Source organism: Burkholderia sp. Bp9016 (assembly GCF_003857765.1).
Taxonomy (GTDB): Bacteria; Pseudomonadota; Gammaproteobacteria; order Burkholderiales; family Burkholderiaceae; genus Burkholderia.
This window is the reverse complement of sequence record NZ_QTPY01000025.1, coordinates 1-16,470: the sequence shown is the minus strand read 5'-3', so window position 1 is coordinate 16,470 and position 16,470 is coordinate 1. Positions and strand designations below refer to the sequence as shown.

General features: G+C 68.3%; 16 protein-coding genes and 1 pseudogene. 13 read left to right on the top strand and 4 right to left on the bottom strand.

The features are described 5' to 3' along the window. Nucleotides 1-322: 322 nt before the first annotated feature. From DIE13_RS25960 to DIE13_RS25935, 6 genes are all read left to right on the top strand, one after another. On the top strand, nucleotides 323-1,441 hold the full coding sequence (locus DIE13_RS25960; RefSeq protein ID WP_124829951.1) for a hypothetical protein: 1,119 nt from the start codon (nucleotides 323-325) through the stop codon (nucleotides 1,439-1,441). A 113-nt stretch (nucleotides 1,442-1,554) separates the two neighbouring features. After that, nucleotides 1,555-1,860, top strand: coding sequence for an EF-hand domain-containing protein (locus DIE13_RS25955; RefSeq protein WP_124829950.1), 306 nt, complete (start codon nucleotides 1,555-1,557; stop codon nucleotides 1,858-1,860). 41 nt (nucleotides 1,861-1,901) lie between these two features. Beyond that, entirely contained in the window at nucleotides 1,902-2,615 is a 714-nt protein-coding gene (locus DIE13_RS25950; RefSeq protein ID WP_124829949.1) for a response regulator, read from the top strand. Beyond that, complete coding sequence (locus tag DIE13_RS25945; RefSeq protein WP_124829948.1) at nucleotides 2,615-3,961, top strand: ATP-binding protein; 1,347 nt, start codon at nucleotides 2,615-2,617, stop codon at nucleotides 3,959-3,961. Before DIE13_RS25950 ends, DIE13_RS25945 begins: the two co-directional genes overlap by 1 nt. 195 nt (nucleotides 3,962-4,156) lie before the next feature. Next, nucleotides 4,157-4,924, top strand: coding sequence for a DUF4410 domain-containing protein (locus DIE13_RS25940; protein ID WP_124829947.1), 768 nt, complete (start codon nucleotides 4,157-4,159; stop codon nucleotides 4,922-4,924). A 162-nt stretch (nucleotides 4,925-5,086) separates the two neighbouring features. Then, nucleotides 5,087-5,779: a dihydrodipicolinate reductase C-terminal domain-containing protein gene (locus DIE13_RS25935; RefSeq protein WP_124829946.1), complete on the top strand. Its 693-nt coding sequence runs from the start codon at nucleotides 5,087-5,089 to the stop codon at nucleotides 5,777-5,779. A gap of 81 nt (nucleotides 5,780-5,860) precedes the next feature. On the opposite strand, the gene DIE13_RS25930 is transcribed toward DIE13_RS25935, so the two are convergent. Together DIE13_RS25930 and DIE13_RS25925 are read right to left on the bottom strand one after the other, a co-directional pair. After that, nucleotides 5,861-6,670, bottom strand: coding sequence for an SDR family oxidoreductase (locus DIE13_RS25930; protein ID WP_124829945.1), 810 nt, complete (start codon nucleotides 6,668-6,670; stop codon nucleotides 5,861-5,863). Next, nucleotides 6,667-7,500 carry a molybdenum cofactor biosynthesis F family protein gene (locus DIE13_RS25925; RefSeq protein WP_124829944.1) on the bottom strand — a complete coding sequence of 278 codons (834 nt, stop codon included), beginning with the start codon at nucleotides 7,498-7,500 and terminating at the stop codon, nucleotides 6,667-6,669. Before DIE13_RS25925 ends, DIE13_RS25930 begins: the two co-directional genes overlap by 4 nt. 170 nt (nucleotides 7,501-7,670) lie before the next feature. On the opposite strand from DIE13_RS25925, the gene DIE13_RS25915 reads away from it, so the two are divergent. From DIE13_RS25915 to DIE13_RS25905, 3 genes are all read left to right on the top strand, one after another. Next, a complete protein-coding gene (locus DIE13_RS25915; protein WP_124829942.1) occupies nucleotides 7,671-8,465 on the top strand; it encodes an AraC family transcriptional regulator in 795 nt (264 codons plus the stop codon). A 200-nt stretch (nucleotides 8,466-8,665) separates the two neighbouring features. Beyond that, nucleotides 8,666-9,622: a DMT family transporter gene (locus tag DIE13_RS25910; RefSeq protein ID WP_124829941.1), complete on the top strand. Its 957-nt coding sequence runs from the start codon at nucleotides 8,666-8,668 to the stop codon at nucleotides 9,620-9,622. 335 nt (nucleotides 9,623-9,957) lie between these two features. Next, nucleotides 9,958-10,530 carry a permease gene (locus DIE13_RS25905; protein WP_124829940.1) on the top strand — a complete coding sequence of 191 codons (573 nt, stop codon included), beginning with the start codon at nucleotides 9,958-9,960 and terminating at the stop codon, nucleotides 10,528-10,530. 98 nt (nucleotides 10,531-10,628) lie between these two features. On the opposite strand, the gene DIE13_RS25900 is transcribed toward DIE13_RS25905, so the two are convergent. After that, a complete protein-coding gene (locus DIE13_RS25900; RefSeq protein WP_096501446.1) occupies nucleotides 10,629-10,763 on the bottom strand; it encodes an entericidin A/B family lipoprotein in 135 nt (44 codons plus the stop codon). 233 nt (nucleotides 10,764-10,996) lie between these two features. Here DIE13_RS25900 and DIE13_RS25895 point away from each other — a divergent pair, with 233 nt between their 5' ends. Continuing rightward, nucleotides 10,997-12,292, top strand: a complete 1,296-nt coding sequence (locus DIE13_RS25895) for an aspartate carbamoyltransferase (RefSeq protein ID WP_124829939.1) — start codon at nucleotides 10,997-10,999, stop codon at nucleotides 12,290-12,292. A gap of 141 nt (nucleotides 12,293-12,433) precedes the next feature. Here the strand turns inward: DIE13_RS25895 and DIE13_RS33555 are convergent. Beyond that, a pseudogene (locus DIE13_RS33555) lies at nucleotides 12,434-12,733 on the bottom strand (hypothetical protein). 206 nt (nucleotides 12,734-12,939) lie between these two features. Here DIE13_RS33555 and DIE13_RS25885 point away from each other — a divergent pair. The 3 genes from DIE13_RS25885 to DIE13_RS25875 form a co-directional block, all read left to right on the top strand. After that, complete coding sequence (locus DIE13_RS25885; protein WP_124829938.1) at nucleotides 12,940-15,183, top strand: TonB-dependent siderophore receptor; 2,244 nt, start codon at nucleotides 12,940-12,942, stop codon at nucleotides 15,181-15,183. Between the two features lie 3 nt (nucleotides 15,184-15,186). Next, entirely contained in the window at nucleotides 15,187-15,942 is a 756-nt protein-coding gene (locus tag DIE13_RS25880) for a tetratricopeptide repeat protein (protein ID WP_124829937.1), read from the top strand. Next, nucleotides 15,939-16,470 (top strand): Fe2+-dependent dioxygenase (locus tag DIE13_RS25875; protein WP_124829936.1); only part of this gene is annotated, 532 nt, incomplete at its 3' end. The genes DIE13_RS25880 and DIE13_RS25875, both read left to right, overlap by 4 nt.

Sequence of the window (16,470 nt, the reverse complement as noted above, 5' to 3'; positions counted from 1 at the left end):
ACAACGCGTTATCCGCGCATGCATAAACCGGCCGGCAAATATGTCGCCGTATGTCATGGCGACATGAATCCGGACGGCACGCGGCGCGTCCCTGCGAATCGCGCTGCAAGTCGAGCACACGCGACAGCTTCCGCCGAAGCCTCGCCAGGCTTGAAACACCCGCGATCCGCACCGTCCGGCCGCCGATTCGTCGTACCTGACGACCTACCCGACGCGTAACACCGCGACATCTTTTATGACGCGACTGGCGCGCGTCGTCGTCCTAAAGTTCGTCCCGTCGCCACGCCACCGCGTGCACCGAAACGAACCGCAAGGACACCCGATGAAAACCCGCTTCCTCGTCACCGCCACCGCCCTCTTCACGCTTGCCAGCGCACCGGCCTTCGCCGGCTGGGCCGGCCACGGCACCGCCTACACGCCGCACGGCACCTACAGCGGCGCGCACGCCGGTTCCTGCGGCGGCGGCAATTGCTCGCACGCAGGCGGCGTGATCGGTCCCGGCGGCGGCATCGCGACCAACACGGGCACCGTCACGCGCACCGCGCCCGGTCAGTTCTCGAACGGCGGCACCGCGGTCGGCCCGAACGGCCGTTCCGTCCAGCACAGCGGCGACACGAGCTGCGCGGACGGCACCTGCTCGCATACCGGTTCGCTGACGGGCTCGGACGGCCGCAGCGCATCGACGTCGGGCAGCGTGACGCGCGACGGCCCGGGCCAGTACTCGTCGAGCGGCACGATCACCGGGTCGGGCGGCAACACGGCGAGCCACAGCGCATCGACGAATTGCGCGGGTTCCACCTGCTCGCGCTCGGGCACCGTGACCGGCGCGGACGGCCAGAGCGTCACGCATTCCGGCAGCGCGACGCGTGTCGCGCCGGGCGTCGTCACGACGTCGGGCGGCTCGACCGTCGTGCACGGCGGCACGGTGTCGACCGGCGGGACGGCCGTGATCCATGGCAGCACGACGGCCGGCGGCACGGTGGTCGTCGCGGCCGGCGCGGTGCCAGTGCCGGTGCCAGTGCCGGTCGTCGTCCCGGTTGCCCCGCCCCCGCCCGCCGCCGTGGTCGTGAGCACGCCGCCTCCGGCAACCACGACGGTCGCTGTCGTGCCGCCTGCGACGGCAACCGCGGTCGTCGCCGCACCGCCGTCCGCGCCAGCCGCCGCCGTCGTCGCACCGGTGCCGCCCGAGCCCGTCGTCGTGACGCCGCCGCCGAAAGTCGTGCGTGTCGCGGCAGCACCGAAGACAGTCATCGTCACGCCTGCTCCGCGCGTCGTCTACGTCGCACCGCCCCCGCCGAAGGTCCTGTACCTCGCGCCGCCGCTGCCGCGTTCCGTGTACGTCGCGCCGCGCGCCGTGTATGTCGCGCACCCGCCGCGTGCGGTCGTCTGGGTGCCCGGCCACTGGGTCGGCCGCGTATGGGTGCCCGCGCACTGGGCGTGACCTGTACCGGGCCTGTTCGATCGAACCGTCTCGTCTGCCATCCTTTTCGTTTGCCATCCGTTTCATCAACCACCCGGTCGGCGCAGCGCGCCGGCCACGCAAGGAGAAACCCCATGAAGTCCATCCAGAAGATGATTGCCATCGCCGTTTTGTGTATCGTCTCAGCAGCAGCGTCGGCGCAGCAGATGCCGGCCGGCGCCGCGAACGGCGGCGCACGCGTCGAACGTGCGCTCTCGCAGTTGCAGACCCGCTTCGCGAACGCGAACACGACGCGCGACGGCAAGCTCACCCGCGAGCAGGCCGCCGCCGGCATGCCGATGGTCGCGCAGCACTTCGACGAGATCGATACGCAGCGCAACGGCTACGTCACGCTCGAGCAGCTCGCCGGCTTCATGCGTCAGCGCATGGCGGCCCGCTGAGCGCGGACCACGCCCGGTCGCGCCACGCACGGAGGCAGCCGATGGAACAGTCCTGCAGGATCGTCGTGCTCGACGACGAGGCGGAGCTGCGCAACATGCTGCAACGCTTCCTCACCGGCCACGGCTTCCAGGTCCGTGCGGTCGCCGACGGCAAGCGGCTCGACCGCCTGCTGCAGCGCGAACCGTACGACCTGCTGGTGCTCGACCTGATGATGGAGCCGGAGGACGGCCTGAGCGTGTGCCGCCGGCTGCGCGCCGAAGGCCACACGCTGCCGATCCTGATGCTCACCGCGAAAGGCGATGCGGCGGACAAGGTTGTCGGCCTCGAAACGGGCGCCGACGACTACCTCGCCAAGCCGTTTCTTCCCGACGAACTCGTCGCGCGCGTGCGCGCGCTGCTGCGGCGCCAGAAGATGGCGGCCGGCGAGCCGACCGTGACGTCGCAGCGGCTGCGCTTCGGTGCCTTCACGTTCGACGTCGGCCAGCAGACGCTGATGCGCAACGACATGCCCGTCGAGATTCATTCGGCGCAGATGCTGCTGTTGCACGCGCTGGGTTCGTCGCCGAACCGCGCCGTGAGCCGCGAAAACCTGCTCGCCCGCGCGCGCGGACGCGATCACGCCGCGCTCGATCGCAGCGTCGACGTGCAGATCCTGCGGCTGCGCCAGATCGTCGAGGACGATCCGGCCAAACCGCGCTTCATCAAGACGGTCTGGGGCATCGGCTACATGCTGGTGGCCGGCGTCGAATCGTGATGCGGCTCCCGCTGCCGCGCTCGCTGCTCGCGCGCAACATCGCGCTGCTGGTCGCGCTCGTCGCGCTGTCGCTCGCCTGTTCGCTCGTCGTGCTGCTGCACTACGTGCAGCGGCCGCGCATCGAACGGGCGTCGATCATTTTCTCGGATTACGTGCAGTTGCTCGACCGCACGCTCGCCAGCCTGCCGCCCGACACCGGCCGCGCGGTGGTCGCGCAGCTCGGCGGCCGGACTCAGCCGCCGCCCGCAGGGCCGCCGCAACCGCCGAATCTGGCCGCCTTCTTCCGCACCTGGCAGCGCGACGTGTTCATGCAGGCGCTCGGGCGCCGTCTGCCGGCCGAGTTGCCCGCGCGCTGGCAGTCGGGCGACGACGAGCGGCTGTGGATCCGCCTGCATGCTGCCGGCGCGCCGGTCTGGATCTCGTTGCCGATGGCCGCCGATGCGCAGGCGAGCGGCATCACGACCGCCCTCGTGCTGTCGGTCGGGCTCGCGCTGCTCGCCGCGCTGACCGGCTACCTGATCCAGCTCCACCTGAACCGTCCGCTCGGCGCGCTGGCACGCGCCGCGCAACGCGTGACGGCGGGCGAGCGTCCGCCACCGCTGCCGACCGACGGGCCGACCGAAATCGCCGACGTGAGCCGCGCATTCAACCGGATGGCCGATGCGCTGCAACAGGCGGAAACGACCCGCTCGCTGATGCTGGCCGGCGTGTCGCACGACATCCGCACGCCGCTCACCAAGCTGCGGCTCGCGATCGCGATGGCGTTGCCGCGCGGCACCCACGATGCGCTCACCGAATCCGCCGAGCACTACCTGGACCAGATCGACACGATCCTCCAGCAGTTCATGGACTACGCGGGCAGCGGCGAGCGAGAAAGCCCGCAGACCGGCGACCTGAATGCGCTGATCGGACAGCTCGTCGCGGATTTCGCGGGGCTCGGGCACGAATTCGAATTCGACGAGGGCGACGTGCCGCCGTTCGCGTTCCGCCCGATCAGCGTGATGCGATTGCTGATGAACCTGATGCAGAACGCGGTCGTCTACGGACATACCGGCCTCGGTGTGCGAACCTGGACCGAACACGGGATCGCGTATGCGGTGGTGGGCGATCGCGGCACCGGCATCCGTGCCGAGGAACTCGAACGACTCAAGGCGCCGTTCAGCCGCGGCGCGAACGCGCGCGGTCACTCCGGCGGCACCGGTCTCGGCCTCGCGATCGTCGACCGGATCGCGCGGCTGCACGGCGGCTCGCTGACGTTCCGCGACCGCGACGGCGGCGGCCTGGAGGCCGTCGTCGCGCTGCCGCTCGACGGATCACATCCGGCCCCCGCACCGCTTTGCGCGTGATGCGCGCCGGCGCATGACATGCGCCGACATAATTCCTGCGTGGCGCGTGGCGCCCGATCTCCGCATACTTCGCCTGCGTGTTGCGCAACGGCATGAAACCGCTCCCCCGCCAGCGTCCACGCCCAGCTTCCGATCGTTCGCGTTCCTGAATGCCGCGACAGTATCGGCACCTTCATCCAGGCCACGGAGATCGACATGTCCCTTTCCCTTCACGCACTCGCCGCCCAAGCCAAACGTCTGACCAGTGCCGCGCTGATCGCCGGCTCGCTCGTCATGACCGGCTGCGCATCGACTGCAACCTCGGCCACGGCGCCGGTGGCGCGCGCGCTGCCGCAGGTCCATGCAACCGTCGTCTACGTGTCGGCGTTCGATGCGGACGCGAACGACGTGAAGATCGACGGCGGGATGATCAGCAAGCTCGCGATCGTCATGAGCGGTTCGTCCGCCGACGCGCAACGCGAGCAGACCGCGCTGAAGGCGCGCCAGCAACTCGCCGACGCGCTCGTGCGCGAACTCAGCTCGCAGGGCATTCCGGCGCTGCGTGCAGACGGCCCCGTGCCGAACGATCGCGACGCGCTGGTCGTCCAGGGCCGGTTCGACGGGATCGACGCCGGCAATCGCCGCCGACGCACCCTGATCGGGCTCGGCGCGGGCAAGAGCGAGGTGGGTGCATCGATCGCCGTGCTGTTCCAGCCGGCCCACGGTGCTCCGCAACCGCTCGACACGTTCTCCGCCAGCGCGAACAGCGGCCATATGCCGGGCGTGGTCGAGACCGCGGGCGTCGGCGCGGTGGCCGGGCGCGTCGCAACGTCGATCGCAGTCGGTGCCGGGCTGCATGGCGTATCGGAAGCGAAGCACGATACCGTCGCATCGGATACGGACCGTCTCGCCCGTTCGATCGCCAGGCAGTTCGCGACGAAGAACACGGCGAATGCGTGGGTGCCGACGACGTCGGCTAGCTAATACGCCGACGCTACGCCTGTGCGGCACGACTGCACGCGCCGGCGGGCGGCCGGGCATAATGCGCGATCACGGTACACCGCGCGGTGCATCGTGATCGCGCCGGACCCTTGAGCGGCCCGTGCCGCTTCCGTACCGAAACCCGAACCGCAACCCGTCAATCCCATGCAAGTACTCGTCGTTGGCACCGGCAAGCTGGCAACCGAACTGCTCCGCTCGCATCAACTCGATCCCGCAATCTGTCACGTGATGCCCTGGTCGGATGGTGCGCGAGCCGATGCCCGACGTAGCGCCGCCCGATCGATCGTCGTCCATGCCGGTTCCGGCCGCGAGCTGCCCGACGCAATCGCGTTCTGCCACGCAACGGGTTCGACGCTCATCGAGCTGTCGACCGGCTCCGACCTCGAAACCGGATCGTACGATTTCCCCGTCGTGCTCTGTCCGAACACGAACATCCTGATGCTCAAGTTCATGAGCATGCTGGAAACCAGCGGCCATCTGTTTCGCGACTGCAACATCAGCGTGACCGAGTCGCATCAGGCCAGCAAGACGTCCGTGCCCGGCACCGCGGTCGACATCGGTCGGTCGCTCGGCGTGCCGGCGCAGGACATCCGCTCCGTGCGCGACCTCGCGGAGCAGCGCGACGCCCTGCAGATTCCCGACGACCAGCTCGGCCGCCATGCATTCCACCGGATCCGCATCGAGGACGGCGCGTGCAGCCTGCAGTTCGAATCCCGCGTGTATGGCGCATCGCCTTACGCAGACGGCGTGTCGCGCATCGTCGACGCCGTGCGCCAGCGAGATCTCGAGCGTCGCCGTTATTCGATCGTCGAGTTCATTCGCAACGGCTGGCTGTAATCGCGCGTGCGCACGCCCCGGCCGTCGACAGCGCTGACGATGCGCCCGCCGGCCGCCACCGCGCAGCCCTCCTTGCCCGCGTTATCCGTCGCCCAGCACGGCCCCGCTCTCCGGCAACGTCGCGCCGCCGTCGACGACGATCGTCTGCCCAGTGATGTACGCCGCATCGGCCGACGCGAGAAACAGCATCGCGTTCGCGATGTCCTCCGGCTCGCCCATCCGCGCGAGCGGGATGTCGCGCGCGATCTGCGCGGCGACCGACGCGTCGCCGAGATTGCCGGCGGCAGGCGTGCGAATCATCCCCGGCTCGACGCCGTTGACCGTCACGTTGCGGCGCGCGAGTTCGAGCGCCGCCGCGCGGATGAAACCGTTGACGCCGGCCTTCGATGCCGCGTAATGCGCGAGACCCGGATACACGACGCGCGGCCCCGTCACCGAGGACGTGACGAGCAGCCGCCCGGCCCCCGCGCGCTCGAATGCGGGCAACGCGGCCTGCGCGAGCCAGAACAGCGCCGACAGGTTGACCGACAACGTCCGCTCGAGCACCGGCACATCGATCTGCACAAACGGGGTCAGCGGGAAATATGCGGCGTTGTGCACGACGACATCGAGCCGCCCGCCGTCGCGCTCGACCGCCGCGACGAGCGCGCAGAGTTCTTCGCGGCTCGCGGCGTCGACGCGATAGGCGCGCGCATCGGCGCCCGCGCTGGCAAGCGCCTCGGCCTGCGCGGCGGCCGCGTCGCCATTGAGATCGGCGAGCGCGACGAACGCGTCGGATTCCGCGAACCGGCGCGCGATCGCCGCGCCGATCCCCTGCGCGGCGCCGGTCACGAGCACGACCCGCCCGCTGAAATCCGCACGCAGGCGGCCGCTGCCCGGCATGGCGTTCATTGCGCCGCCTCGCCGCCGAGCGGATGCACGGTTTCGTTCAGCACCTGCGCATGCGCGCCGATCGGGAAATTCGACAGCGAGCCGAAATCGCCGCCCTGATAACCGAAGATCTTGCCGTCGGTCTTGCGTTGCGCGAGATCGATCAGCACGACGCCGAGCGTCGGCACCACTTTCTCGCGCCAGACGAACAGATACAGTTGCTCCGCGATCTTGAAGTAATGGCAGCGGTCGACGTCGGCCAGCCCGCCTTCGACGCCCAGCAGGCACTGCCATGCATAGAAGTTCTCGTTCAGGTAGATGTGCTCGTAGCATTCGGTCGGGCTGTAGCGGTACATCGTCCGCTTGCCGATCAGCTCGCGCGTGGGCCCGTGCAGCGGTCCCGGCTGCGCATGGCCGCCGAGCGTGCCGTGCCGGAACGCGGCATCGACGCCCGTCAGCGGCAACCCGCGCGCGACGCGCGTGAACGCATCGATGTGCGTGTCCGCTTCGGTCGGCAGCGTGCCGACCACCGACGTCCACACGCCGTTGCCGAGATCGATCACGAGGCTGACCGACGTCGCACGCGCCGCCGGATCGATGTAGTCGACGAAATACAGCTCGTCGCGCAGCCGCGTGACCCGGCACGGCGCGCGCCCGCCCGTGTCGGTCGCCGCATCGCGCCATTGCAGCGCACCCGCCTCGAACGTATAGACGCGCCACGCGCCCGCTGCGTCGTCAAGGGTGAGCGACCGCCCCGCGAGTGCGTTCACGGGCGTGAGGATGTTCGCGTCCGGCGCGAAACCGTCCGCCAGTGCGCCCACCTGAATGAATACTGGATCCTGTTGTTCCACCTGCCGCCTCCTGCGCAACTTCAGGCCCGGCGGGCCATGTACGCTGCTCATGTGCACATGGTGGCGGCTGCGCGCGCGGCGCGGTATCGGCCAAAAGGATGAAGGGCGCGCGCGGCGGGAACGCGCTAAAGTGCACGGAATTCGCGTCGCCGACGACGCCAGGAGTACCCATGCACCGTGTCACCCACTACCGACGGACCGACGAAGGCATCGAGGCGATCAGCCTCGAGTCCGATCGCGCGTTTCCGCGGCATGCGCACGATGAATTCGGGGTCGGCGTGATCGTCAGCGGCGCGCATCGATCATGGAGCGGCCGCGGGCAGGTCGACGCGCTGGCCGGCGACGCGATCATGGTCAATCCCGGCGAAATGCACGACGGCATGCCGATCGACGCGGGTGCGGGCCGGCGCTGGCGGATGCTGTACCTCGCGCCCGCGCTGGTTGCGGGCGTCGCGGCGGAAGAAGGCCTCGGCGGCGTCGAACTCGCGCATCCGGCCGTGCGCGACGCGCGGCTCGCCGCCGCGTTCGGCAGGCTGCATGCGCGGATAGTCGAAGGCGAAACGCTGGCGCTCGCGCGCGACGAAGCGCTCGTGATGCTGGTCGCCGGGCTGCTGGCACGGCATTCGAACCGCGCACTGCCGCCCGCCCGCGTCGCACCGGCGATCCGCGTTGCCCGCGAACGGCTCGATGCAGCGCCCGCGGCACCCGTTTCGCTTGCGGAACTGGCCGGCTTGAGCGGCGTGAGCCGCTTCCAGTTGCTGCGCGGCTTCACACGTGAGCTCGGCATCACGCCACATGCGTATCTGGTGCAGTCGCGCACGCGGCTCGCTCGCGCCCTGCTCGCGAGCGGCACGCCGATCGCGGATGCCGCGGCCGAAGCCGGTTTTGCCGATCAGAGCCACCTGACGCGTGCCTTTGCGCGCCAGTTCGGGATCACGCCGGGAAGGTTCACGCAGGCCGGGTGACGGGGCTTCGTTACGCGACACGCCTCTATCGCGGCGCCATGGGCCGTTGTCGTGACGTAGCGATGCCGGTCGATGCAGAACGACGCGGTGCCCCGTGCGGAAGCACCGAGCGCCGCACCGGTCGACACGCCCGCCACGCCACGCACACCGCTGCAATTTCGTTCAAGACGCCCCCGCCGCCGCACGCGATGATGCGGCGCATGAAAACACGACTGATCGGCTATCTCTACCTCGCCGCCGCGATGACCGGCGTCGGCAGCACTGTCATCGCGAGCCGCTTCGCGGCCAGCGGCCTGCCGCCATTCACGGCCACCGTGCTGCGCTTCCTGATCGCGACCCCGCTGCTGTTCGCGCTGATGCGTGCGCAACGAATGCGCTGGCCGCGCATTGGCACCCGTGACGCGGTGCTGCTCGTCGTCCAGGCGGCAGCGGGCGGCGTCGGCTATACGGTGCTGCTGATCAGCGGCACGAAGCTGTCGTCGCCGGTCGATGCGGGCGTGATGCTCGGCACGCTGCCGGCGATGTCGACGCTGATCGCGGCCGTCGTGCTGCGTGAGCGGCAGACGCTTCGCGACTGGGGCGCAGCCGCACTCGCCACCGCGGGCGTCCTGTTCGTCACGTTCGCGCCCGGTCAGGCCATGCCGTCGCTGCAAACGCTCGCCGGGGATGCGCTGGTGCTCGCCGCCGTGGCATGCGAGGCCGTGTTCATCCTGCTGAACCGGCGGTTGTCAGCGCCGTTGCCGCCGCTCGCGCTGTCGACAGCGATGTCGGGCCTTGGCTTCGTGCTCGCGCTGGTCCCGGCCGCATTCGAATGGCACGCGGCGGCGGCCGGCTGGACGATCGGCGCCGTTTCGGCGATCGCGTACTACGCGCTGGTGCCGACCGTGCTCGGTTATGTGTGCTGGTATGCGGGTTCCGCGCGGACGAGCGGCACCGAAGCCGCGCTGTTCACGGCGGTCGCGCCCGTCTCGGCCGTGCTGTTCGCCGTCGCGCTGTTCGGCGAGACGCTGGGAGGCACGCGGCTTCTGGGCATCGCGCTCGTCATCGCCGGGATGCTGGCAGGCGCAACGCGGCGACGTGACCCGCCGGCGCGCGAAACCCAAACACGGTCGGCGCTGCCGGCCCGCCCGGCGGCATCCTCGCCGACCGCCGACTGATCCGCTTCCCGCGCGCTGCATGCGCGGCGCCGAGTTTTCCGGTCCGCTCGGCGTCAGCCCGAGCCATGCCGGGCGATGGATGCGGTGCACGACATCACGCGACCGCGATCGCCGCGGCCCGGGCCGGCCAGGTCGCCAAACTCCGACACACGCGTCGAGTCCGACAGCCAGTCCGACAGCGCCCCCCCACCATCGACCGATGACCCGCCCCCCCCATCGGCGGCGATTGTAGGAATGTGTCCATCCGCGGCAAAACCGTTGCGCCCCATCGCACAAGATGCAATATTCGCGTGGCCGGGCCTTTTGACAACCATCGAACAATAATTCGCCACGCCATGAACAAGAAGGAAGCCAAAACAAGAATCGCGGCGCTGCTGTCCGCGGGTGCGAGAAAAGCCGACGTGCTGGCTGAACTGGCCGGACACGGCCTCAAGGATCGCGTGCTCGCGCGCCTGATCGCGTCGCGCCCCGACCCCGAGCTGTGCAGAAAGAACAAGGTGCACACATGGATCCTGGTCGGCCTCGGCATCGCGCAACTCGTGATCAGCCTCGCGCTCGCCTACCTGTTCTCCGCCGCCGCGGACCACCTCGGCGCGGCGGGCGTACTCGGCAAAGGCCTCGCTGTGCTGTTCGTCGTGCTGACCGTGCCGCTGTCGCTGCTGTTCATCTGGGGCTTCGCGACCCATCGCGTCGGCGCGTATCACGCGTTCATCATCCTGTCGCTGCTGCAACTGCCGAAGACCATCGCCGATCTCGGACAGGATCCGTCGAGCGCACTGCCGAGCCTCGCGGTGACGGTCGTGCTGGTGGGTTACGTCTGGTTCGTCCGCAACCGGATGTTCCCGGACTTCGGCTGGTTCACGCCGCGCAAGGTCGACGGCCGTTACGCGTTCGTGGAAACCGCCTGACGCGGGCTGCAGCCGCACCGCGAACAGTAAAAAAGGCGCCGGGCCGCCCCGCACTCGCGGGACGGCCCGGCGCCTTCTGCATTCCGGAACCCGGCAGCTTACTTGGCCTTGTCGGCCGTATCGCTGATCGCCTGGCCACCCTTCGAAATATCCTGACCCATGCCTGCAACGGTATTGCAACCGGCTAGCGCGGCGGTCACCACCAGCAGCATTGCAGCAATCGTACGCGTCATTCTCATTCTCCTTCGAATCAACAAGCCCGACCGGGCGAATCGTCTGCGGCATCGCGCCCTGCCACATGCAGGACACGGGGCCTGACCTGATTATACGGAGACGGCTGCCGTGCGCCAGTGCGAGCCGGCAGGTGTGACACCGATCACACAGGCGCTTTGCACAGATTTTCCTTGACTTCGCCGGCCTTCGAACTAATATACGCATCGCGTATATTTTCTGCGAGGTGCCACCGATGACCGTTCCCCAGCAAGCCTTCCTGCGCGACGCGATGCGCCGCCTCAACATGACCCGCGAAGCGTTCGCGAACCGCATCGGCGTTAGCCGCCGCGCGCTGGATACGTGGCTGTTGCCCGACGATTCGCAGGAATCGCGCGGCATGCCCGAGATCGTCGAGCGCTTCGTGTCGGAAATCGTCGAGCGCTCGGAACCGGATGGCGCGAACCATACGCAAAGCGTAGATAAACAGGGGCTCGCGAATCAGTTCCTGTTCGAAGGCAAGCCGCAACTGATCTCGGTGGACCAGTTCTCGCGGGATTCGGTCGAGGCGCTGTTCCGCGTCGCCGACGTGATGCAGCCGATCGCGCGCCGCCACAAGATTTCGCGCGTGCTCGAAGGCGCCGTGCTCGGCAACCTGTTCTTCGAAGCCAGCACGCGCACACGCGTGTCGTTCGGCGCGGCGTTCTGCCGGCTCGGCGGCTCGGTGTGCGACACGACCGGCTTCACGTTCTCGTCGATGGCCAAGGGTGAATCGATCTACGACACGAGCCGCGTGATGGCCGGCTATGTCGACGCGCTCGTGATCCGCCATCCGGAGAAGGGCTCGGTCGCCGAGTTCGCGCGCGCGACCAACCTGCCGGTAATCAACGGCGGCGACGGCCCCGGCGAACACCCGAGCCAGGCGCTACTCGATCTCTATACGATCCAGCGCGAGTTCTCGCGACTCGGCAAGATCGTCGACGGCGCGCATATCGCGCTCGTCGGCGATCTGAAGTACGGCCGCACCGTGCATTCGCTCGTCAAGCTGCTCGCGCTGTACCGCGGGCTCAAGTTCACGCTCGTGTCGCCGCCGACGCTCGAAATGCCGACCTACATCATCGACCAGATCGCGACGAACGGCCACGTGATCGAGCAGACGAACGACCTCGCGGCCGGGCTGCGCGGCGCGGACGTCGTCTATGCGACGCGGATCCAGAAGGAGCGCTTCACCGACGAGTCGTTCGAAGGCTACACGCCGGATTTCCAGATCAACCAGGCGCTCGTCGATTCCGTCTGCAAATCCGACACGCTGATCATGCACCCGCTGCCGCGCGACAGCCGGCCCGGCGCGAACGACCTGTCGGTCGACCTGAACCGCGATCCGCGCCTTGCGATCTTCCGCCAGACCGACAACGGCATCCCGGTGCGCATGGCGATCTTCGCGGTGCTGCTCGGCGTCGAGAACCTCGTCCAGCATTCCATGCGCGACGCGACGTGGCGCCCGCCGGCATACCTCGGGCCCGAGGATGCGGTGTTTCACGGGATCGATTGATCCGCATCCGGCGCGGCGCGGCCGGGCTTGAGACTGCTTCATCTCGAGGGCCGCGCGCCGACGTAGTGCACACGACGCGCCTCCTTGCACGGCGCGTTTTTCATTTTCGATGCAGGTAACGTGGGGGCGGCCAACCCGGCGTCAGCCGACCCACGGGGCGATCACACGCAGACCGGTTGCTTCGAACGGCCCGACGTCGCGCGTGGCAACGATCAGCCCGTTCGCTCCGGCAATTGCAGCGACCAAGCCATCGGCAGACGCCTTCGCGCGAAGGCTCACATACGCCTACGCCTGGCTCGCCGCATCGTCGAACGGCAGGATCCGGCCGCGACACAACGGCACGACGCGTTGCTCGATGCTTTGGCGCAGCCAGTCTCGCCTGCGCCCCTCCGGCAACACGGCCACGGTAAAACGCCCGCCACGCCTTTCACACTCGGCCATTCAGCCATCTCTCCCCCGCCCCGCGAGCCTTCGCGCCCTCCGCCACATTCGTCAACAATTTCCTTACAAATGAGAACACGAACGCTTCTCATTTAACCAAAAATTACATAGAATGCCGCCTGAAAACAAATCGTAATAATTCCCGGCGGCATGCACCTTTCCGCACCACGCCGTTTCCGGGCCACGCAGCGAGGTCGAAGCGCACCATGAAGTCCCGTCCCGAAGAGCTGAAGCTCGGCAAATTCACCACCCTGTGCAGCGTGCTCGCCGCGAGCCCTGCGTTCGCCGACGGCACGCCGTCGCCCGCCCCGGTCGGCACGGAAGGCCATCTCGCGCCGATCGAGGTCCAGGGCAAGACCGAGCACAGCTACAAGGCCGACTTTTCCGCGTCCGTGAAATTCACCGCACCGCTCGTCGACACGCCGAAGTCGGTCACCGTGATTCCGCAGGCGCTGATCCAGAGCAGCGGCGCGGCCACCCTGACCGAGGCGCTGCGCACCGTGCCCGGCATCACGTTCGGCGCCGGCGAAGGCGGCAACCCGCTCGGCGATCGCCCGTTCATTCGCGGCTACGATACGCAAGGCAGCATGTTCGTCGACGGGATGCGCGACACGGGCGCGACCACGCGCGAAATCTTCAACACCGAGCGCGTCGAGATCACCAAGGGTTCCGACGGTGCGTACGGCGGCCGCGGCGGCGCGGGCGGCAGCATCAACCTGATCACGAAGGCGCCGCACCTCGGCACGACCGCCGCCGCGAGCGCGGGCCTCGGCACCGACCGTTATCGCCGCTTCACCGCCGACGGCAACTGGCAGTTCGCCGATCACGCCGCGTTCCGCCTGAACCTGATGAGCCACAACAACGACGTCGCCGGCCGCGACGCCGTCAACAACGAGCGCTGGGGCGTCGCGCCGTCGATCGCGTTCGGCCTCGGCACGCCGACGCGCGTGACCGCCAGCTACTACCACCTGTCGACCGACGATCTGCCCGACAGCGGCATTCCGTACTTCTACACGACGTCGAACAAGCCCGCGAACGTCGATACGATCTATCCGGCACCCGTCGACCGCCACAATTTCTACGGGCTGATCGACCGCGACTTCCGCAAGACCACGTCCGACATCAGCACGATCAAGATCGAGCACGACATCACGCCGGGGCTGACGGTGCGCAATACCACGCGCTACACGGAATCGACGCAGGACTACATCTGGACGCAGCCCGACGACAGCCAGGGCAACGTGGTCAACGGCAAGGTCTGGCGCCGCAACAACAACCGCAACAGCGCGGTCAACAGCCTCGCGAACCTGACCGAGCTGTTCGGCGAATTCCGCACCGGCCCGTTCAGGCACAGCTTCACGACCGGCGTCGAACTGTCGCGCGAATGGGGCAAGCGCGATTCGTACACGGTCGCGACCGACAAGGGCACGATCTGCCAGAAAGGCATCGGCGCGCCGTCTGGCTACAACTGCACAAGCCTGTGGTCGCCGAATCCGAACGACCCGTGGGCCGGCTCGATCACGCGCAACAACGATTACGCGCACGCGCGCACCACGACGAAGTCGATCTACGGCTTCGACACGATCGAGCTCACGCCGCGCTGGCAGGTCAACGCCGGCGTGCGCGTCGACGACTACTCGACCCGCTTCACCGACACCAGGGCGAACGGCGGCAAGACCTACACCCGCGACGACACGCTCTTCAACTGGCAGCTCGGTGCCGTGTTCAAGCCCGCGCAGAACGGCAGCATCTACGCGTCGTATGCAACGTCGTCGACGCCGGCCGGCATGCTGCTCGGCGAAGGCAGCGAGACGCAGTCGCTCACGCCGGGCCGCGGCGGCGTCGGCCCGAACGCGGACCAGATGGCTCCCGAGAAGAACCGCAGCATCGAGCTCGGCACGAAGTGGAACGTGCTGAACGACAAGCTGTCGCTGACCGCCGCGCTGTTCCAGATCGACACGACGAATGCGCGCGTGACGCTGCCGAACAACGAGTACGCGATGGTCGGCAACAAGCGCGTGCAGGGTCTCGAGCTCGGCGTCGCCGGCCAGATCACGAAGCAGTGGCAGGTGTTCGGCGGCTACACGTACATGAAGAGCGAACTGCGCGACAACGGCAAGGATGCCGCGAACGACGGCCACCGCTTCCCGAACACGCCAAAGCACAGCCTGACGATGTGGTCGAACTACGACGTGACGCCGAAGTTCACCGTTGGCGGCGGCGCGTTCTACATGTCGGAAGTATTCGGCGATCCGGCGAACCTGCGCGCCGTGCCGTCGTACTGGCGCTTCGATGCGATGGCGCAGTACCGGATCAACAAGAAGCTCGACCTGCAACTGAACGTGAACAACCTGTTCAACCGCACGTACTTCGATCAGGCGTATCCGGCGCACTACGCGTCGATCGCACCGGGCCGCTCGGCGTTCGTCACGCTGAACGCGCGCTACTGATCGATGGAACCGGTATCGCTGAGGGCGCTCGCGTCGGTGTCGCCGGGCGCGTTCGCCGAGATCCTCGCCGGGCCGCCCGAGCGCGCCGCCGCGTGGGTGGCGGCGGCCGCCGAAAACGGCATCGTCGACGCGCAGGCCGTCTACGGACAGTATCTGCTCGACGGGCACGGCGTCGCGCGCGATCCGGCCGCCGCGTTCGGCTGGTTCCGGCACGCGGCGCGCGCCGGTCATCCGATGGCGATGAACATGCTCGGCCGCTGCTACGAGTTCGGCTGGGGCACGGCCGCATGCACGCCGGTGGCCGTGTACTGGTATCGGCTCGCCGCGCAGGCCGGGCTCGACTGGGGGATGTACAACTATGCGACGGCGCTCGCGCTCGGCAATGGCATCGACGAGAACCGCGCCGACGCGCTCGACTGGTTTCGCCGCGCGGCCGCGCTCGGTCATGCGAAATCGATCAACCTGATCGGCGGTTTCCACGAGGACGGCTGGGTCGTACCCGTCGACGCCGATGCCGCGTTCGACCACTATCGTCGCGCAGCCGAGGCCGGCGACTTCCGCGGCCAGTTCAACTACGCACGACTGCTCGCGGCGCGCGGGCGCATCGATGACGCGCTCGAGTGGCTTGCGCGCGTGCCGGCCACCGCTACCCCGGCCTTCGTCGCGAAGATGCGCGCGTATCTCGCGTCGTCGCCGCTCGAGGCGTTCCGCGCGGCCGCGATGCGGCTGCCGTCTCACGAGAGGGAATTCGAATCATGATGCTTCATGTTCCTGGCGTGCTGACGCACGCGCAGGTCGCGCAATGCCGCGAATTGCTCGATGCCGCCGACTGGGTCGACGGCAACGCGACGTCCGGCGCGCAGTCTGCGCTGGCGAAACGAAACCGGCAGTTGCCGGAAGATTCGCCCGTCGCGCGCGCGGTCGGCGATGCGATCCAGGATGCGCTGGCGCGTCATGCGTTGTTCTTTTCGGCGGCGCTGCCGCTGAAGGTGTTTCCGCCGCTGTTCAATCGCTATGAAGGCGGCGAGACGTTCGGCACGCATGTCGACAACGCGATCCGGCTGCTGCGCGGCACGGATTTTCGCGTGCGCAGCGATCTGTCGGCGACGCTGTTTCTCGCGGAGCCGGATGCGTACGACGGTGGCGAACTGTGTGTGGAAGATACGTACGGCGTGCATCGCGCGAAGCTGCCCGCGGGCGATCTCGTGCTGTATCCGGCATCCAGCCTGCATCACGTGACGCCCGTGACACGCGGCGAGCGCATCGCGTCGTTCTTCTGGATCCAGA